Origin of the sequence: Sphingomonas sp. HDW15A (assembly GCF_011301715.1) — a bacterium.
Classification (GTDB): Bacteria; Pseudomonadota; Alphaproteobacteria; order Sphingomonadales; family Sphingomonadaceae; genus Sphingomicrobium.
The window spans coordinates 885,685-903,104 of the sequence record NZ_CP049870.1 but is presented as its reverse complement, the minus strand read 5'-3'; the positions used below and the strand labels follow the sequence as shown (position 1 = coordinate 903,104).

Here is a 17,420-nt window from a genome sequence, read left to right as displayed (position 1 = left end):
CGCGCCTTTAGCTCAGGGAGTCGACTTGGGCCACCGGTGCCCATGATCCAAGGCCATATTGTGACGCAAAGTCGGATGGAAAAGGCTCCCCGGCATGAATCCCTCCGCGGACGAAGACGCAATCCAGGCCGAAGCGGGCCGCGCCGAGGACGTCGGTCGGGAGTCCGTCACCAACTGCCAGAACTTCCTCTTTTGTCGGATTTCCGCCGACTTTGAGCGCATGTTCGTAGATGTGCGCGTGGGGCTTGCCGTAATATTCCACCTGGCCGCCAAGGTTCTCGTAGATTTCCGCGATTGCGCCGGCGCAGGCCTCCGGCACCCCGCCACGAATGACCAGCATGTCGGGATTAAGGCAGTGCATCGTCGCATTCCGGGAAAGCGCGTCTTCGAGCTCGGGCAGATAATCCATGGCGTTCATCCGGATTCCATCGATCCCGGTCACGGCGAGGTCGGTGAACTCGCCGCCAGCGTCGATGGTAATTCCTCGACCCTCGAGGATCTCGCGGTCGCCTTCCGAGCCAATGAAACCCACGGGTCCCTGGGCCGCCAGTAATCCCGCGATCCCCGCCTCTCCGCTCGTCGCGATGTGCGTCCAGGCGTCGCGGGGGAGACCTAAGCGGTCCAACTGCTGCGCGACTGCCTCTTCGCTCCGCGGCGCGTTGGTCAGCAGGATGACGGTCCGTCCCTCGCCCTCCCATCGCTGAAGGCGCTCGGCAGCACCCGGAAAGATCGTCACCCCGTCATGGACCACGCCCCAGACGTCACAGAGGATCAGGCGATAGCGCTCCGGCAGCGCGTCGAGAAAGCTCATTCAAGTCCAGCCATGGCCAGTGCATCCTCGATCGGACTGACATCCTCGGGATTATTGAGCTCGCGAAGGGTGTAGGCCGGCGTCTCGACATCGACGACGTGGACCGGGATTCCGGCGACCAGGAAGCGCAATTGCTCCAGTCCTTCAAGCTCCTCCAGCTCGGTCGGCGAGGTCGCTACGTACGTCGCCAGCGCGGACCGGCGATAGGCATAGACACCGATGTGCAGGCGAACGGGGCTCATTTCGCCCCCAAGAGCCTTCTCCGGCAAGTAGGGAATGAGTTTCTTTGAAAAATAGAGGGCCCGGCCTTCGCGATCGACGACCACGCTAGTGCCGCCCACTCGGCCGGCCGCTTCTTCATCCTGGAGACGGCGCACTTCATCGGCCCGTTGGCGCATTGCCGGCGTTGCGACATCCGCTCCCGGATCAGCCTGCAGATGATCGACCAGCGCGGTCACGAAGCCGGGCGGGGTCAGCAAGGCATCGCCCTGGAAATTGACGATGGCATCAACATCGCTCGAAAGCTGCTCGAGTGCCTCCGCGCAACGCTCGGTGCCATTGCGCGCGTGCTCGCTGGTCATCAGCGCGCTTCCCCCGAAGCCGCGCACTGTGTTGGCGATCCGCTCGTCGTCGGTGACAACGTGGACTTCGGCGATGCCAGGCACCCGCTTCGCCGCTTCATAGCTTCGCTGGATCAACGGCTTTTCCGTGCCCGCCGCACCCTTGAGGCCCACGAGGGGCTTTCCAGGGTAGCGGCTGGACGCGAAACGCGCTGGAATAAGGATCGCGGTCTTCATCAGCGCGCCGCTGGCGTGTCGTGGATGTGAAGAACGCCGACCGGTCGGCCATCTTCGACCACGAATAGAGCCGTGATCCGATATTCCTCGAACAGCGTCAGCGCCTCGTCGACCAGGGCCTCCGGCGCCACGATCTTTGGATTGGCGGTCATGAACTCGGCGGCAGTGTGATCGAGTCCCCGCTCGATGTTCCTGCGCAGATCGCCGTCGGTGATCACGCCCACCAGGCGCCCGTTTTCGTCCGTGACTCCGACCAGCCCGAGCCGCTTCTCGGTCATCACGACGATCGCATCATGCATGCTGGTAGATGCAGCGACGAGTGGAAGCGCGTCCCCGGCGTGCATCAGCCGCTTGACGGGCTTCAGACGCAGTCCGAGCGTTCCGCCCGGATGCAGCCGGCCAAAATCATTCCGGCTGAAGCCCTTCTCGCGCATGACCGTCATCGCCAGCGCATCGCCCAGGGCGAGAGTCATGGTCGTGGATGTCGTCGGCGCTACGGCTTCCGGCCCAACTTCCGGCCAGTGCGGCAGGATCAAAGGCGCCGTCGCCGCCTCGCCGAGCATTGAGCCAGCGTTACCGGTAATGGCGATGATCGGCACGCCGATAAGATCGAAATGGTCGATAACCGGCTGAAGCTCGATGGTCTGGCCCGACTGCGAGATCAGTATCGCGACGTCGCCCTCGCAGGCCATGCCGAGATCCCCGTGGATCGCTTCGGCGAGATGGAGGAAGGTCGCGGTCGTGCCAGTTGAAGCGAAGGTTGCGGCGACCTTGCGGCCGATATGGCCTGACTTGCCGAGGCCCGAGACGATCAGCTTGCCCTTGCAGTCGAGCAACAGGCGGACCGCGGTCTCGAACTCTTCGCCCAGGCTATCCGCCAGCGCGTCGAGCGCACGCGCCTCGTCGTGCACCATCTGCCGGCCGAACTCGCGGATCGAGGCGCTCGCGTCGGGAAGAGTCATGCGGCAACTGCCCCGGTCGCTTCAGCATCCTCAGGCTCACGCGAAGAGATGACTTGCGCCGCGACGAGGTCGCCGATGACGTTGAGCGTCGTCCGGCACATGTCGAGGAAGCGGTCGACACCGAGAACGAGCGCGATGGCACCCGGGTCAATGCCCACCATAGCCAGGATCAGGGCCACGACCGGGAGCGAGCCTGCAGGAACGCCCGCTGTCCCGATACCGCCCAGGATACATACCAGCATGACCATCAGCTGCTGGCCGAGGCTGAGATCGATTCCGAAGAACTGCGCCAGGAAGATGACCGTCACGCCCTCGAACATCGCCGTGCCGTTCTGGTTGGCGGTCGCTCCCACCGTCAGGACAAAGCGGGACACACGCCGCGGCAGCTTCAATTGCTCGTCTGCGACCCGGAGCGACGTCGGCAAAGTGGCGTTCGACGAAGCCGTCGAGAATGCCATGACGCTAGCTTCCTGCGTCTGCCGGAAGAACTCGACCGGGCTCTTGTTGCCGAGGAACTTCAAAAGCGCCGGGAAGACGATGAACATTTGGATGCCGAGCGCGAGGACGACGACCCCGACATAGGCGGAAAGACGGATGAGCAGGTCCCAGCCGAACAGGGCGGCGAGGTTGAACATGAAGCAGGCGACCGCGAGCGGTGCCAGTTTGATGACGATGAGGATGAGCCGCATCGTGACGTCGAACAGGCCTTCGAAGCCGCGCAGCAGGGTGCGCGCAGCGGGCGTGTCGGTCAGGAGCAGGCCAATACCGAAGAAGAGCGCGAAGAACATGACGGAGAGGATCGCGCTGTTCGATCCCATCACTTCGACCAGGTTGTTGGGAACGATGTTGATGAAGGCATCGATGCCGCTCGGCTGTTCGGCGCCGGCCTTGATGATTTCCCCTGCGCGCCCGGCGGAATCCGCGAGCATCGCCTGGGCCGCGGCCTGATCCACGCCCGCGCCCGGCTGGAGCAGGTTCACGACCGCCAGGCTGACTGCCACGGCGATGGAGGACACGACGATCGTATAGACCAGGGTGCGAATGCCGACGCGCTTGAGGGCTCGCACCTCGCCCATCTCCGCGATCCCGACGACCAGCGCCGAGAACAGCAAAGGTATGACAAGCATGAACAGCAGGCGAAGGAAGATCTGACCGATCGGGCCGGTGATGTACTTGGTAACGAACTCGACCCACTGCGCGTCCGCGCTGGTGACGTAGGCGATGAGGCCCAGGACCAGGCCGACGACAAAGCCGACGAGCATCTGCCACTGGAGGCTAAGGCCCTTTTTCGCCGCCGCTTCGACCATCCACCAACTCCCTCACTGTTGCGTACCTGCGTTTGCGGCTTGAGCCGCGCCCGTCAAGCCGCGCCTTTCGTCGAAAATCCGCCGCGGCTTGTTGCATGGAGCGCTTGATTAGGCCAGCGAGCGCCCCCTCTCATGTTAGACAGTAAATCTCCGCGACGTATTGGCCCCAAGGAAACCGTTGTCCTGCTTGCAGGGCTGATGGCGCTCAACGCCTTCGCCATCGATTCGATGATCCCGGCCCTTCCCGATATCGGTTCGGATCTCGGTGTCTCGGACCATAACAAGCGCCAGCTCGTCGTCGTCGCATACATGCTCGGCTTCGGCTCGACCCAGCTGTTGTGGGGACCGCTTGCCGACCGTTTCGGGCGTAAGCCGATCCTTGCCGCGGGCGTCGCGCTCTACACGGTCTTCGCTATGCTGTGCGGGATCGCCAAGAGCTTCGAGCTCTTGATCGCCGCTCGCTTCGCCATGGGCGCTTCGGCCGCGGTCAGCCGGGTCCTGGTGGTGGCGATGGTCCGCGACATCTTCGAGGGCGAGGAGATGGCGCGCGTCATGAGCCTTACCTTCATGGTGTTCATGGTCGTGCCGGTCATCGCGCCATCCATCGGCCAGGTGATCCTTATGGCCGGTCCCTGGCGGCTTATCTTCATCGTGCTCGCCGCTTACGGCCTGCTTATGGGCCTGTGGAGCTGGCTGCGGCTGCCCGAGACTTTACATCCTGAGTATCGCCGCTCGCTGAACCTGGGCCACATTTTCACGGCTATCGGTCAAACGCTGAGCGACCGCCTCTCGCTGGGTTACACGCTGGCGCTGACCGCCACCTTCGGAGGTCTCACCGCCTATATCGCCTCGATCCAGCAGATCGTGTTCGACGCCTTCGAGGCGCCGAATGCCATTGGCCTCGTCTTCGCGCTGGTGGCCGCGCCCATGGCCGCGGCAAGCTGGGGCAACAGCAAGATCGTGACCCGCTTCGGGGTTCGGCGCGTCGGCCATTCCGGCCTCATTGCCTTCACGTTTGTGACAGTGACGCATGCCGTGATCGCGTCCCTCATCGAAGAACCGCTCTGGCTGTTCGTGACGATGATGGCGGCGGCATTTGTTGGCTTTGCCTTCACTTCGTCCAACCTCTCGACCCTGGCGATGCGCAACATGGCACCGATCGCCGGGACTGCCTCCTCGGTTCAAGGCGTGATGGGCACGGTGGGAGGCGCGATCATCGGCTTTGCCATAGGACAGGCCTTCGATGGCACCGTCCGCCCCTTCCTGATCGGACTCGCCGGCTGCGCGCTCGTGGCCGTCGTCGCCACGCTGGTCACGGAAAAAGGCCGCTTGTTCGGAGCAAAAGAGACTTCGCGCCAGCCGGTCGCTTAGCCTGCAGCGCAAGCCGAACGACAGATCAATTCTCCTTTCCCGCCAGGTGGGGAGACCTATGCACAATTCACGCGATCACAGAATGCCGGAGCGAGGCCCGCCCAGTGGCTTTCGCGTATCCGTGAACTACCGCGGGACACGATTGTTGGACCTCCATGTGCAATGATTACGGCAACGATGTCGCCTATGCTGAATATGCCGAGGCGATGCGCCAGTTATCGATGCCGATACGCGCGCCCCTCAGCCCACCCAATCTTGAACCTCGAAGTGATATCTGGCCGACCGAGGTCGCCCCGCTGTTTCGCCGTCATGGCGACGGGGTCGAACTAGCGCAGCTGCAATGGGGGTTCCCTCCCTCGTCGAGGAAAGGTCGCGCGGTCATCAATTTCCGCTCCGAAGGCAGGAGCTTCGCCAAAAGCAAACGATGCCTCGTGCCGGCGTCGCATTTCTTCGAATTCAAGGGGGCGAAGCCACCAAAGGCGAAGTTTCGTTTCACCTTGGTGGGCGAGCCATGGTTCTGTTTCGCCGGCCTGTGGCGACCGGCGTCGGATGGCTTCCCTGAAACCTTCACGCTTCTGACCACCGAGCCGGGCGAAGATGTAGCTCCAATTCACAATCGCCAGATGGTCGTGCTGAGACGCAACCAGTGGCGCGACTGGCTCGACCTGACTGTACCGGAGCGAGAATTACTGGCGCCGCTGCCGCCGGGATCCCTGGCCGTCGAGCGCGTTCGCTAATGACGGTCCGGGTCGGGACTGCCGGCTGGTCGATCGGGAAATCTGCAGCTCCCGCTTTTCCCACCGACGGGAGCGCACTTGAGCGCTATTCGTCGGTTTTCCCGGTGGTAGAAATAAACAGCTCGTTTCACCGACCGCATCGCCTTTCGACGTGGGAACGGTGGAGGGACAGCGTGCCGGAAGATTTTCGGTTTTCAGTGAAGATCCCGAAGCTCATCAGTCATCAGCAGAAACTCGTCGGCAGTGAGGCGGAGCTCGACGACTTCATCGAACAAGTGGGCGGCCTGGGTCAAAAGCTGGCTGGTTCGAGACCGATGCCGATGCGCTGTTAGGCGATATGGGCATTGCCCGCGTGGCGGCCGATCCAGCCCGCCATCCCAATGCTGCCATTCCTGGTGGGTGGCGTGGCTTTAATTACGTCCGGCTGCATGGTTCACCCAACATGTACCGGTCGTCATATGGCGACCGGATCGAGACCTACGCAGAACAGCTGCGTGACTTGAGCGCGAAGAACCGGCCGACGTGGTGCTTATTCGATAATACGGCGTCGTCAGCCGCGACAAGCGATGCGCTGTTGCTCAAGGACCGTGTCTGAACCTCGTCGCTCAAAACGGGTCAATTATACCCTGAGGCCGAAACCGGCGATCCATTCGCCAAGAAGTCCCGGTTCCTTCATCTCGGCCTGGCCTTTGCGCCCTGGGATTTCTCACTGATCGCTTGGAACTGTCCTTCGCCATCTGCGCTCTCTCGATCGCGAGATTCGTCCCACTTTCAGATCCGTCGATTGCGCTCACGGACTTTGAGAAAGGATAGCGGTGAAACGAAAGTCGATCGCCCCATCGAAGTCGCCTGCAGACCCGATTTCACCCGATCCTGTGAGCGGCGTTAGAGATGGAGACCTTCCCGCCTACGTGAGCAACGGCCTGGTAGGCTTGAGAATTCGCGAGGTTCCGCTGCTGGCCGGCGTCGCCATCGTGAATGGCTTTGCCGGTGTCCATCCGGAGCGCCGGATCGAAGCGGCGGCGTATGTTCCGTATCCCCTAGCCCTCGACATCGGTGTTGGGGAAGCTTGGCTGTCGCATCAGCCCTGGGCGGTGGATGATCTCGAACAAGCGTATGACTTTTCAACTGGCGAACTGACGTCACGCTTCTCGCTCGAGCTCATGGGCAACCGCCTACTAGTGGAAGTAATTACGCTCGCGAGCCGAAGCCACCCGGCGCTGGTGCTCCAGGAGACCACGATAAGGAGTGCAAAAACTGCCGCCATCAAACTGCGCGCGCATGTCGACCCTGCGGGTGTGCGTGGACGTGGTGCAAGACACAGAACAGCTACGCCCGGGGAGGACGAGCCTGTGTGTGACGGCTCCCTTCTCTGGATATCCGAGGGCAATCTCTCGACCTGCGGAATAGCCTGTGTCTCGAGATGTGAATCCGCCGAAGAAGGCAAGTCCGGCGGTGACTGGGATTGGCGTGGTCCGCTGAATACCCATTACTGCGTCGACGCTGCCGCGAACTCGGAAGTGCGAATTCAACAAATCGCCGCGTTGGTGCCATCGGTAATACACGAGCGGCCTGACGAGGAGGCGGTACGTCGCGTTGCGGAGGGAGCCCGCCTCGGTTTCCAGGAGCTTCGCAAGCTGAACCAGGCCGAATGGAAAGACCTGTGGCGCAGTCGTATCGTGATCGAGGGCGCCCGAGCCGAGCATCAGCGTCTCGTGGATGCCGCTTTCTTCTATCTCAACTCCTCAGTTCACACGGCGTCTCCCGCGGCCACATCGATCTTTGGCTTAGCCAGCTGGCCGAACTACCATTATTATTACGGCCACGTGATGTGGGACATCGAGGCGTTCTGCGTCCCTCCCCTCATATTCTTCCAGCCCGATGCCGCGCGGTCGCTTCTCGATTTTCGCCGACGGGGGATGGAAGCCGCGAAGTCATACGCCCGTCTCTTCGGCCGCGATGGGATACAGTTTCCCTGGGAAGCAGCACCGCTTTCGGGCCAGGAAGCCACGCCGGGCGCGGGATCGGGCGCCGCTCACGCAGACCATGTTTCGCTTCATGTTGCGCGCGCTTTCTCGCTTTACGCAGAGGTGAGCGGCGATCAACGTTTCGCGGCTGAAGTCGCGTGGCCCGTACTCGCCGGCGTCGCGGACTGGTTTTGTAGCCGGGTGACCTGGACTGACCGGGGCGCCGAACTGCGGGCGGCCACTGGACCCGCCGAAGTTCCAAACCCGCCCGACAATGACTCCTTTTCACAAATGGCGGCTCACGAGGTGCTCGGGCGTGCGGTGCGCCTGGGACAATTTCTTGGTCATCGCGTCCCCGCCACGTGGAATGCAGCGCGGTCGTCCCTCTATCTTCCTCGCCGGAGTGACGGGGTTATTCCTTCGCACGATGATTTCCGCGCAAACGAGGAAAAAGGCGCGACGCCCTCACCACTCGCGGGAATTTTCCCGTACGATTTTCCTCTTTCCCCCGAGAGCGAGAGGCCACTTTGGAGTTCTTTCTGGCCCGATGGGAGGAGTATATCGGCTCGCCGATGCTGCCGGCGCTTTATCCCGTGTGGGCAGCCATGGCCGGCGACCGGGACCTGTCCCTCAAGTTGTTCGAGGAAGGGTACGCCAAATACGACTCTCCCCGGTTCCACCAGTGTCTCGAATACCGCTTGGACCATCCGGACTCCGCCGTTCCAGCCGGGCCGTTCTTCGCCAACCTCGCCGGCATGCTTTCAGGACTGCTTCTCGGTTTGACGCGCATCGTCATTGACGACGAAGATTCTGGCACCTGGTGCCGTGGGCCGATCGTTCTTCCGAAGGGCTGGCAAAGGATTACCGTCGAGCGTCTTTGGATAGGCGGTCGGGAATTTCGCCTTACCGCCACGCACGGTGCCAAGCAGGCGGAGTTGATGCCAATCGAAGAAGCTTAGAGAGCCACTCGGACACGCGCTTCAATTCGAACCGGCCCTTCTGAATCAGTAGCATAAGAGGCCTTTTTCATATCGGCTAATGTCAACGCGGGCGTATACTGCTCTTGCGTTTATCACGGTCCCGTCACTAACTTCAGCGGTCTGCACCGTCGGGAAACTCTATGCGCCGCATACTTCGTTCGCGACTTCCGCAGAGATGGCAAAAACGCGTTCCCGAACTAGCGACCGAGTTCCTGGTTGGCGTTCTCGTCGCCATGCTGGTTGTCGTCGCACGGATTGCGATCTTGCCGTTTACGGGTTCCGCGGCACCCTACGCGCTGAATTTCATCGGCGTCCTCCTGGCAACCTTGCTTGCGGGTTGGAGAAGCGGAATCGTCGCCACGGCAATCGCGCAGGCGCTGACAGCCTATTACATCACGGGCATGGCTAACACATTCGACCTCGATCAGACCGAGTGGAATGGGCTAATCCTGGCAACGTTCGCTGAGCTCACTCTCATACTCATTGTCGCGCTCTACCAGCGTGAAATCGATCATTCTTCCGGAGCTCTTCAGTCGCAGCTTTCCGTACGTGAGCTACTCGTCGCTGAGTTGAATCACCGGGTGAAGAACACCCTGTCCCTGGTGCAAAGCCTGGCCCATCAGTCATTTACGTCCGAACGGGACCGGGTCGAAGCTCTCGACGCATACGAGGGCCGCCTCCTCGCGCTGGCAGCCGCGCACGATCTTCTCACGCAGGAGAACTGGAAAGACGCGTCCATGCACGACCTGGCGCATAAGGCATTGGGCCCTTTTGCTTCAGCCGATAGGCTCACGATCAAGGGGCCCGAGTGGAAGCTCAAGCCATCTTCCGCCGTAACCGTCTGCCTCGCTCTCCACGAACTCGCTACCAATGCGGCGAAATATGGCGCGCTGTCGGAGGCCGGCGGGCGAGTGAGCCTGAGTTGGGGCCTCTCGGATAGCGGCACGATGGAAATCCGGTGGTCGGAAACGGGGGCCCCCTCGTTTCCAAGCCCTCGACTGCCGGCTTTGGAACGAGGATGCTTCAGCGAGGCGTTGCGCGGGATCTCGGCGCCAAGATCCACCTCGAGTTTGCTCCGGAAGGTCTACGCTGCACAATTCGGCTGAACGATCCGGCTCCGAGCGCAGCAACCCTCGCGGAGAGTTCCTCGAATCGGAAGGTCAGTTCGGCGGCAGATCAGGCCTCAGCGGAGCGGGACTGATACCAACGCCATGCCGTGTCGACGATGGTCTCGAGGTCGCTCAGCGCCGGCTTCCAGCCCAGTTTCTCGAAGGCGCGCGAAGGATCGGCAACAAGCTCGGCCGGATCGCCCTTCCGTCGAGGACCAAGCCAGTGCGGGACCTTGCTGCCCGTCACCCGCTCCACGGTCTCAAGAACCTGCCGTACACTTGCCCCGGTGCCCGTTCCAAGATTGAACGCTCGAAAACCCGCTCCCGACCGCAAAGCCGCGACATGCGCCTCGGCCAGGTCCGAGACGTGGATATAATCGCGAACGCAAGTGCCATCCGGAGTTGGATAGTCGTCGCCGTACAAGGTGAGCGCGGGCCCAGTATCCGACGCAGCCGAAAGCGCCAGCGGGATTAAATGGGTCTCGGGATCATGGTCCTCGCCGATTTCCCCTTCCGGGTCTGCGCCTGCCGCATTGAAATAGCGTAGCGCCGTGGCGGTTAATCCGCGCTCTCGCGCCAATTCCTCAAGCAAGCGCTCCACGGCGAGCTTGGTTTCGCCATAAGGATTGATCGGCACCTTCGCGGCGTCTTCCTCAATCGGCACCAATTCCGGTGTCCCGTAGACTGCGGCCGTGCTCGAAAAGACGATGTGATTGACACCGTTGTCGAGAAGCGCGCCAAGCAATGTGCGCGAGCCTTCCACGTTGTTCCTTCGATAGCGTTCTGGATCGGAGACGGATTCCGAAACCGAGGTCAGCGCGGCGAAATGCATTGCAGCAACCGGCTGGTGCGCCTTGATTGCTTCGTCGAGCCGAGCCCTGTCGAGGATATCGCCACGCTCGAGCGGTCCCCATTTCACCGCCTCTTCATGGCCATTGAGGAGATTGTCGAAAGTGACTGGCAGCCAGCCCGCCTTGCTTAGCGCCTTGCAGGCGTGCGCGCCGACGTAGCCGGCGCCGCCTGAGACGAGAATGGTAGGCCGATCCGTGATCATTGCCCGGCCCTTAGCCTCGTTGCCGTGACAATCAAACGCGTCCGCGAGAGATGATGAACGTCAGACTGATATCTCACGAGACGATTTGGACGTGGGCGCAACTTACTTACCACGCGGCCTGGCGGGTTTCGGCACGTCCCCTGGTCGTCCGGCAGTTTCAGCTTATCAGACCGGACACTCGCTGGAAAAATGGAATATAACTCGGCTCTCTTCCACCCTGGCAATATTTCCGCGGATACGGCCCAGACCATGGATTTCTAATTCCGCAGAAGTCTCGCCCTCTATGTTGTGGTTGGTTGTGAACTCGCACCCGTCGAACCACAATCGCTTCAGGGTTCCGTAAACCTTGCGCTCAGGAAAATGGACAAGGATCGACAGATCGACCGTGTCCATTGCTTGGGTTCCATCGCTCGCTAATGTTTGAGTACAATCCACCATATTGAGTAGATGGATCCAAGTGAATTGAAATATTTTGGACAAAGCTAATTTCGATTACTTTTACCATATGGCAGTCTGATCCTGATTTGAATAATAAGACGTCAATGACTGCCTACTCGAAGCGCAAATTCGAACTTGCCTGCCAAAGGGCTCCGAAGTCGAAGATACTTCCAATTACCGGGCCTTGTTGTGCGATAGAGGAGCCTAGAGAATGGCTCATTTCCTTTTCTAATTGGATCTTCGACGGAGAAGGTCCGGCCGACACCTGAAAACCCTACCAACTACGGAATATGTTGTGGGGTCGGCTGGGTGCGCGAGGACCGGCGCTGCATAGGCATCGCCGGTCCCCAGGAACACTACTCACTGAACAGAGAGGCTGATACGAACGGGCGCGATCGTTGAGTACCCATTCGCCGCGATCTGGCGTGCGCGCTCTACGGCTCGATCAATCTGCGGCCGCGCTCCGGTCCACGCGAGCGAGCGGCAACCCATTTCAATATAGAAGTCGCCGTTCGGGCCGACGGACTCCCGGCAAACATCCCGGACGGCCGAGTTCACTCGGCGGTTGAGTGTCTTGAGGCCCGCCGGATGGACAAGGTTCAAGTCCGAGTACGTCACGTACCGCCGTGGAACATCATCCTTCGGCGCCGCTCTCACGATCACTTCGCGGCCTTGGCTGAAGGCTGGACTCGCTATAGCGAAACCCCCCGCCGTTATCGCACAAGCAGCGATGAAGCTAAGCACATGAGAAGTGGACATCGTTACCTACCCTCCTACTGGCGATATTAGCCAGAAGGGGTTTTTTCCTCTTCACTTTGCTTTCGTTCAACGACTTCTCGTTCAGCATATTCGTGCAGTCGACGATCAGTCTCATTAGTCGACGAACCGACCTCCTCCATCGCCGAACTTTCCCGGATAACCTTCATGACGCGCGCCAGCCTCGATTTGGCAATGCGCTGCTCCGTTCCATCCACCAGCCTCACCGCCCAGCCGTGGTCCTGGTGTATGAGGCAGGCAATCCGGTCCAGCCGGACGATCATCGAGCGATGGAGCCGCGCAAATTCACTGCTATTCAGGGTGGCTTCGAGCGCGTTCATCGTCGCGTCGTGGAGCAGTTCTTCGCGGCCAACGTCCAGTCGGACGTAATCTCCCTCCGCGTGGATTGCCTGGATCTGTTCGACGGGTATCCGCCGCTTGCCGTCGTGGCAGGACACCCAGAGAGCATCCAATTGGGGTGTTTCTTCGCGGATGAATCGCTTGCAGACGAAGCAGGCTTCGAACCGTTCGGTCAGACGGGCAATGTCGCTTGCCAGATCGGCATGCCGGCGATGATACGAGCGGAGGTTGGGAAACCGCTCTTCGCAGATAAAGTCGAAGGACCCAGCGACCTCGACAGAATGCAGGACGGTCTCGGAGGTGATGAGTTTCTCTTTGAACGATGCCACGTCGTCCGGTGTCGCGCGGTGATCGAACGTGAAGCAAAGCAGCACGCGCAGGTCGTTTGGCTCTAATGCTCGAACGGGCATGCTCGAAGGGCCTCCCGCTTACCCTCGCAATTACCGACATATACAGAGCTGCTTAGTTAAAATACATTAGTCTCAATTTAAGGAAAGATTAACAGGCCGAACGGTTTCATGGGTGCGCCAGATTCCAAGACCCAAAAACGCAGCAATGCTTCTGTACTCCACCGGCAACATGGTTTCCGATGATGAACAGCCGATCATTTGCTGACCATCAGTCTGCTGGTCGCTGAGCAAGTTCGGAAGGAGCCTTGAATCTCGGTCCGGCCTGGCCAAGTCTAATTCCATGCTTGAGAACGCCTTCTGGCTTGCGGCCACCTCCTGGCGACATGAAAAGGACATTATCGAGCAAGGCCTGGCCTTAGATAACGCGGCGATACATGTTGTCGTGGGAATCTCGCTGTTCCTAGTCGTGGGTTTCCTGATCTCGCGCAGGAACTGGATTTACGCATGGCTCGCTGTTTTCGCGATCGCGATTTGGAACGAAGTCGTCGACATTGCGACAGAGCGTTGGCCCGACATAACGCAGCAATTCGCCGAGGCAGCGTTCGATCTCTGGGCCACGCTGGCTTTCCCGACGGTCGCGCTGCTCATAGTGCTCGCATGGAGTCGCGTAGAGATCGAGCGCAAGCAGGAGCCCCTGTGACTTTCGGTTGGGGGACGAATCGCCACTTTGGGCCAGGCTCGTTGCGCTCTCGATCGATCCCGATATGAAGGGCTGAATGGTCGAGCGTTCGAAACCTTCGAGTTCGAGGATCAATATCCTCCGCGTAACGCCGCTTTTGCTAGCGGGAGCTTTCCTGGCCCTGCTGTCTCTTCGAGACCAATCCGTTCGGGCTCCCGCTCGCCATCCGCTGTCGAAGGCTGCGGACCTCTGGTCTGATCATCCTAGCCTTCTAAAGGCAAAATTGGAGTTCGAAGCCGCGCAGCTCGCGAAGAGCGGAGGCGTCGTTTCAGACGAGGGCCGGTCAACGGCGGAGCGCCTTCTCGTTAGAGAGCCACTCTCTTCGGCTGCGCTGACTTTCGCCGGAGCGCAGGCGCAAATGAGCGACGAGAGAATCAAGGCCGAGGCCCTGTACACCGCCGCTCGCCGGCGCAGCCCAAGGGACGCCGCGCCGCGGTTACTCCTTGCCGACAGCCTCCTCAGAGCCGGAAAAGTAGAAGAGGGCCTCGAAGAGATGCTCTCCCTCGCGCGCATAAGTCCAAAGTCGGCGGCCCCCATCGCCCCAGCCCTCGCAGAATACGCAAAAAGCCCCGGGGCCGTGGCCAAGCTGAAGTCGGTATTGGATAGAGACTCTGCTCTGCAGAGCCAGGTTTTGACGCTTCTCGCCGCGGATCCAAAATACGCGCAGATCGTGGTGTCACTCGCGCCGAAGCGAGCAAGCGAGCGGCCATGGGAAGCGGGCCTGGTTGACGGTTATGTGCGGGCCGGCGAGTTGCAGAAAGCGCAGGAGCTGTGGCGTCGGTTTGCCCGCTCGACGGAAGACGGCGGCGCAGTCACAAACTCGACCTTTGTGGATTGGAATGCCCCGCCGCCATTCAACTGGCAGCTCACCCCTGGGGCAGCAGGCTTGGTCGAATATCGAAAAGAAGGCGGCCTAGCCGTCATCTACTACGCTCGCGAGCCCGCAGAATTTGCCCGCCAGCTTATCCTGCTGCCACCCGGGCGGTACAGACTTCGCAGTTCGGTGGAAGGCGGGGCGAAGGCGAATGACCTCGTCTGGCGCCTAAAGTGCAACGAGGGAGAGGCCATAGCTGAGGTATCTTTAGGCGCGGGCGGTGACTTCCGCGTTCCGCAAAACTGTAAAGGCCAATGGCTAATGCTTGCCGGAAAACCCGCTGACGTGCCCTCCACTACTTCGGTCGTTATTAGAAAGGTCGGAATCTCGTGGCTCGGGGACTGACCCTTTCGGCGTGGGCCGCATCGATCTTTCTTGCGCTTTGCCTCTTGCTGGGAGGCAGCGGCCAGGGACTGTGGTCGAACCTCGTTCTTCAGATAATGGGCATTGCGATCCTGGCGACAGTTCTTTCGAGACCTGCGCAGACTGCCCCTCGGCGGGCAGCAGGTCTATCGAGTGGATTTTCGGCCTTGGTATCCTCGTAAGTGTCCTGCAGCTCGTTCCGCTTCCCCCCGCTATCTGGACGAGCCTGCCGGGCCGCGATGTCGTGGTTGAGGGGTTTCGCTTGGCGGACGTGCCTTTGCCATGGCTTCCGGTCTCTCTCTCACCGAACGGCACCATTTCTGCCTTGCTTGCACTCCTTCCTGCGGCTGCACTTTACGCCTTGATTAGACGTTCGTCGGGAGTGCGTCCGGCTGCGATGCTGGCAGTCCTGTTCGCTGTGACCGTGGCTGCCGTATTGATCGGCGTGCTTCAGAAGGCAGGGAACGAAGGCCTGTACTTCTACCCGGTCAGTAATTTCGGAGCGTCAACCGGCTTCTTCGCAAACAGCAATCACATGGGGGCGCTCCTGCTCGTCGCTATCCCATTCGTTGCGGCCGTGGGAGCAAGCACGGCGCAATCGCTCACACACAAGAACGAGCGGGCGTTCGGTGCAATCATCCTTCTCCTTCTCGTCGTGACACTCGGCGTGGGCATCGTGACCAACGGCTCCCTCGCCGTTCTCCTGCTTGGTGTGCCGGTCATTGCGGTCTCACTTCTTCTCCTTGTGCCCCGGGCCGGGTGCGCCTTGGACGGCTAATTGCCGGCTTGGCCGTCGTATCCGCGCTGGCGGTCGTCGCCTTCCTGGACACCAATTCCGCACTTCTCACCGGACAACAGACGTCGATCTCCACGCGCCAGGAAATGTGGGCCAACACCTGGCATCTGGCGGGGCAGTTTTTGCCACTAGGCTCCGGCCTTGGCAGTTTTCCGATGGTCTACCCACTGTCTGAAGACCTCGGGCGCGTCGACTGGACCTTCGTGAACCACGCACACAACGATTATCTCGAGTTGCTCCTCGAATTGGGAATACCCGGCGCGGTTCTACTGGTGGCGTTCCTCATCTGGTGGACATGGCAGACGGTTCAAATCTGGATATCCAGGGAGGTGTCGTTGTTGGCGCGGGCAGCAACAATTGCGAGCGGCGCGTTGCTCCTCCACTCCGTCGTGGACTTCCCTCTTCGCACCGCGGCTCTGGCAGGTCTCTTTGGATGGTGCCTCGCGGTGATGGTGACAAGGCCTCGGACTCTAAGAGCCCCGGTAAAAAGCGAGGCGCGGCACCTCACGTTCGAAGACCTGAAATAGTCAGAAAAGCCATTTGGCGAGAAAACCGCAATTGAGTTGACGTTGTGCAATAAGAAGATGAAACTAAGGCGGGCCAAAAGGGTTTGCTTTTCGTGGGCCGGCGTCAGGTCCGTAATGGGAGGTCACTATGCGTTATATGAACCGAGTTTTGTTCGCTGCGGCGCTTGTGGGGACGTCTGCCACCGCGTTCGCGCAGCCTCTCCCTCCCGGCGCTGAGATCGTCGGTCAGTCGGTCCAGGTAACCACTAACGGTGTCACCAACACGATCTACTTCGATCAGGGCGGTGCGGCACGCATCGTTTCGCCGAACGGCAACGTCGTGAATGCATCCTGGACGTCCACAGCGCAGCGGCTTTGCCTCAACACCGGTGCTGCCACCGAGTGCTGGCCGTACACGCAGGCCTTCCAGGCCGGTCAGCCCGTAACCTTGCTGAGCACCTGCAACGCCTCGTCAACCTGGACGGCGAACGCTGTGAACCAGCCGCAGACACAGAACGCGGGCGAACGCGGCTAAAGGCTGAGCGTCTCACCAAGACAAAAAAAAGGGCCGCTTTATGCGGCCCTTTTTCATTCGTTGATGATCCCGCTTAGGCTGGGCTGACCGGAACGCCGTCGTTGTTATCGTCGTCATCACCGGAGATCAGCAGTGCTAGGCCGGCCAGCGCACCAAGTGCGAGAAGAACCGGCCAGATACCGATGCCGCCAGAAGCTGCGACAGGAGGAAGCGGCGGCGGGCCAGCGTCTGCAACGACCGGGGCCGCGTCAACGACAGGAAGCACGCAGCCAGCCGGTGCCTGGGCAGCGGCCGCAGCGGCGCCGGCAGCAGCAGCCGTAGCAGCGTTACCGCAGAGAGCCTGGGCTGCAGCGGGCGAGCCGTAAACACCGATCACCGCATATGGATTGACCGCAGCGGGCGCCGATGTCGCCACTGCCGCGAAAGAGGAACTGCTGCACAGCGCAAGGGCTATCGCAGCACCACTAATCTTTTTCCCAATGCCCGCCATACACGCACTCCTACCCTGATGGAGCTGGCCGAAAGCCCGTGCCCCCGGGTCCTTGACACCACCGGACCCATGAACGCATGGCCCTAGCATCGGTTGCGTCACCACGCAATTGGCAGAA

At 60.8% G+C, this 17,420-nt stretch carries 17 protein-coding genes and 1 pseudogene; 10 read left to right on the top strand and 8 right to left on the bottom strand.

Features of this window, described 5'->3' with window-relative positions; translation table 11 throughout:
- Positions 1 to 7: 7 nt before the first annotated feature.
- The 4 genes from G7076_RS04700 to G7076_RS04685 are packed head-to-tail and all read right to left on the bottom strand — an operon-like array spanning position 8 to position 3,877.
- Positions 8 to 811 carry a TIGR01459 family HAD-type hydrolase gene (locus G7076_RS04700; protein ID WP_166200836.1) on the bottom strand — a complete coding sequence of 268 codons (804 nt, stop codon included), beginning with the start codon at positions 809 to 811 and terminating at the stop codon, positions 8 to 10.
- Positions 808 to 1,608: a 3-deoxy-manno-octulosonate cytidylyltransferase gene (gene kdsB / locus G7076_RS04695; protein ID WP_166200834.1), complete on the bottom strand. Its 801-nt coding sequence runs from the start codon at positions 1,606 to 1,608 to the stop codon at positions 808 to 810. The genes G7076_RS04700 and kdsB overlap by 4 nt, the downstream gene beginning before the upstream one ends.
- Positions 1,608 to 2,570, bottom strand: a complete 963-nt coding sequence (locus G7076_RS04690; RefSeq protein WP_166200832.1) for a KpsF/GutQ family sugar-phosphate isomerase — start codon at positions 2,568 to 2,570, stop codon at positions 1,608 to 1,610. Before G7076_RS04690 ends, kdsB begins: the two co-directional genes overlap by 1 nt.
- Positions 2,567 to 3,877: a dicarboxylate/amino acid:cation symporter gene (locus G7076_RS04685; RefSeq protein ID WP_240913875.1), complete on the bottom strand. Its 1,311-nt coding sequence runs from the start codon at positions 3,875 to 3,877 to the stop codon at positions 2,567 to 2,569. Before G7076_RS04685 ends, G7076_RS04690 begins: the two co-directional genes overlap by 4 nt.
- A 198-nt stretch (positions 3,878 to 4,075) precedes the next feature.
- On the opposite strand from G7076_RS04685, the gene G7076_RS04680 reads away from it, so the two are divergent.
- The 5 genes and pseudogenes from G7076_RS04680 (at position 4,076) to G7076_RS04660 (ending at position 10,038) form a co-directional block, all read left to right on the top strand.
- Entirely contained in the window at positions 4,076 to 5,248 is a 1,173-nt protein-coding gene (locus G7076_RS04680; RefSeq protein ID WP_240913874.1) for a multidrug effflux MFS transporter, read from the top strand.
- 155 nt (positions 5,249 to 5,403) lie between these two features.
- On the top strand, positions 5,404 to 5,985 hold the full coding sequence (locus tag G7076_RS04675; RefSeq protein WP_166200828.1) for an SOS response-associated peptidase: 582 nt from the start codon (positions 5,404 to 5,406) through the stop codon (positions 5,983 to 5,985).
- Positions 5,985 to 6,580: pseudogene (locus tag G7076_RS04670) on the top strand (DUF72 domain-containing protein). Before G7076_RS04675 ends, G7076_RS04670 begins: the two are co-directional and overlap by 1 nt.
- A 220-nt stretch (positions 6,581 to 6,800) precedes the next feature.
- Positions 6,801 to 8,735 (top strand): glycoside hydrolase family 65 protein, encoded by a 1,935-nt coding sequence (locus tag G7076_RS04665; protein ID WP_206367572.1) that lies wholly within the window; start codon positions 6,801 to 6,803, stop codon positions 8,733 to 8,735.
- 337 nt (positions 8,736 to 9,072) lie between these two features.
- The gene (locus G7076_RS04660) at positions 9,073 to 10,038 is read left to right on the top strand and encodes a sensor histidine kinase (RefSeq protein ID WP_166200826.1); all 966 of its coding nucleotides are present in this window, start codon (positions 9,073 to 9,075) and stop codon (positions 10,036 to 10,038) included.
- A gap of 70 nt (positions 10,039 to 10,108) precedes the next feature.
- On the opposite strand, the gene galE is transcribed toward G7076_RS04660, so the two are convergent.
- From galE to G7076_RS04640, 3 genes are all read right to left on the bottom strand, one after another.
- On the bottom strand, positions 10,109 to 11,095 hold the full coding sequence (gene galE, locus G7076_RS04655) for a UDP-glucose 4-epimerase GalE (RefSeq protein ID WP_166200824.1): 987 nt from the start codon (positions 11,093 to 11,095) through the stop codon (positions 10,109 to 10,111).
- Positions 11,096 to 11,260: 165 nt separating this feature from the next.
- Positions 11,261 to 11,488 (bottom strand): hypothetical protein, encoded by a 228-nt coding sequence (locus G7076_RS04650; RefSeq protein ID WP_166200822.1) that lies wholly within the window; start codon positions 11,486 to 11,488, stop codon positions 11,261 to 11,263.
- A gap of 830 nt (positions 11,489 to 12,318) precedes the next feature.
- Positions 12,319 to 13,059 (bottom strand): LytTR family DNA-binding domain-containing protein, encoded by a 741-nt coding sequence (locus tag G7076_RS04640; RefSeq protein ID WP_166200818.1) that lies wholly within the window; start codon positions 13,057 to 13,059, stop codon positions 12,319 to 12,321.
- A gap of 280 nt (positions 13,060 to 13,339) precedes the next feature.
- Between G7076_RS04640 and G7076_RS04635 the strand changes: the two genes are divergently transcribed.
- The 5 genes from G7076_RS04635 to G7076_RS04615 all read left to right on the top strand — a co-directional run bounded on the left by G7076_RS04635 (position 13,340) and on the right by G7076_RS04615 (position 16,812).
- Positions 13,340 to 13,699, top strand: coding sequence for a hypothetical protein (locus tag G7076_RS04635; protein WP_166200816.1), 360 nt, complete (start codon positions 13,340 to 13,342; stop codon positions 13,697 to 13,699).
- A 616-nt stretch (positions 13,700 to 14,315) separates the two neighbouring features.
- The gene (locus G7076_RS04630) at positions 14,316 to 14,957 is read left to right on the top strand and encodes a hypothetical protein (RefSeq protein ID WP_166200814.1); all 642 of its coding nucleotides are present in this window, start codon (positions 14,316 to 14,318) and stop codon (positions 14,955 to 14,957) included.
- A 280-nt stretch (positions 14,958 to 15,237) separates the two neighbouring features.
- On the top strand, positions 15,238 to 15,753 hold the full coding sequence (locus G7076_RS04625; protein WP_166200812.1) for a hypothetical protein: 516 nt from the start codon (positions 15,238 to 15,240) through the stop codon (positions 15,751 to 15,753).
- An 8-nt stretch (positions 15,754 to 15,761) separates the two neighbouring features.
- Positions 15,762 to 16,298 (top strand): O-antigen ligase family protein, encoded by a 537-nt coding sequence (locus tag G7076_RS04620; protein ID WP_166200810.1) that lies wholly within the window; start codon positions 15,762 to 15,764, stop codon positions 16,296 to 16,298.
- Between the two features lie 127 nt (positions 16,299 to 16,425).
- Complete coding sequence (locus G7076_RS04615; protein WP_166200808.1) at positions 16,426 to 16,812, top strand: hypothetical protein; 387 nt, start codon at positions 16,426 to 16,428, stop codon at positions 16,810 to 16,812.
- A gap of 73 nt (positions 16,813 to 16,885) precedes the next feature.
- On the opposite strand, the gene G7076_RS04610 is transcribed toward G7076_RS04615, so the two are convergent.
- The gene (locus tag G7076_RS04610; RefSeq protein ID WP_166200806.1) at positions 16,886 to 17,302 is read right to left on the bottom strand and encodes a hypothetical protein; all 417 of its coding nucleotides are present in this window, start codon (positions 17,300 to 17,302) and stop codon (positions 16,886 to 16,888) included.
- Between the last annotated feature and the right edge of the window lie 118 nt (positions 17,303 to 17,420).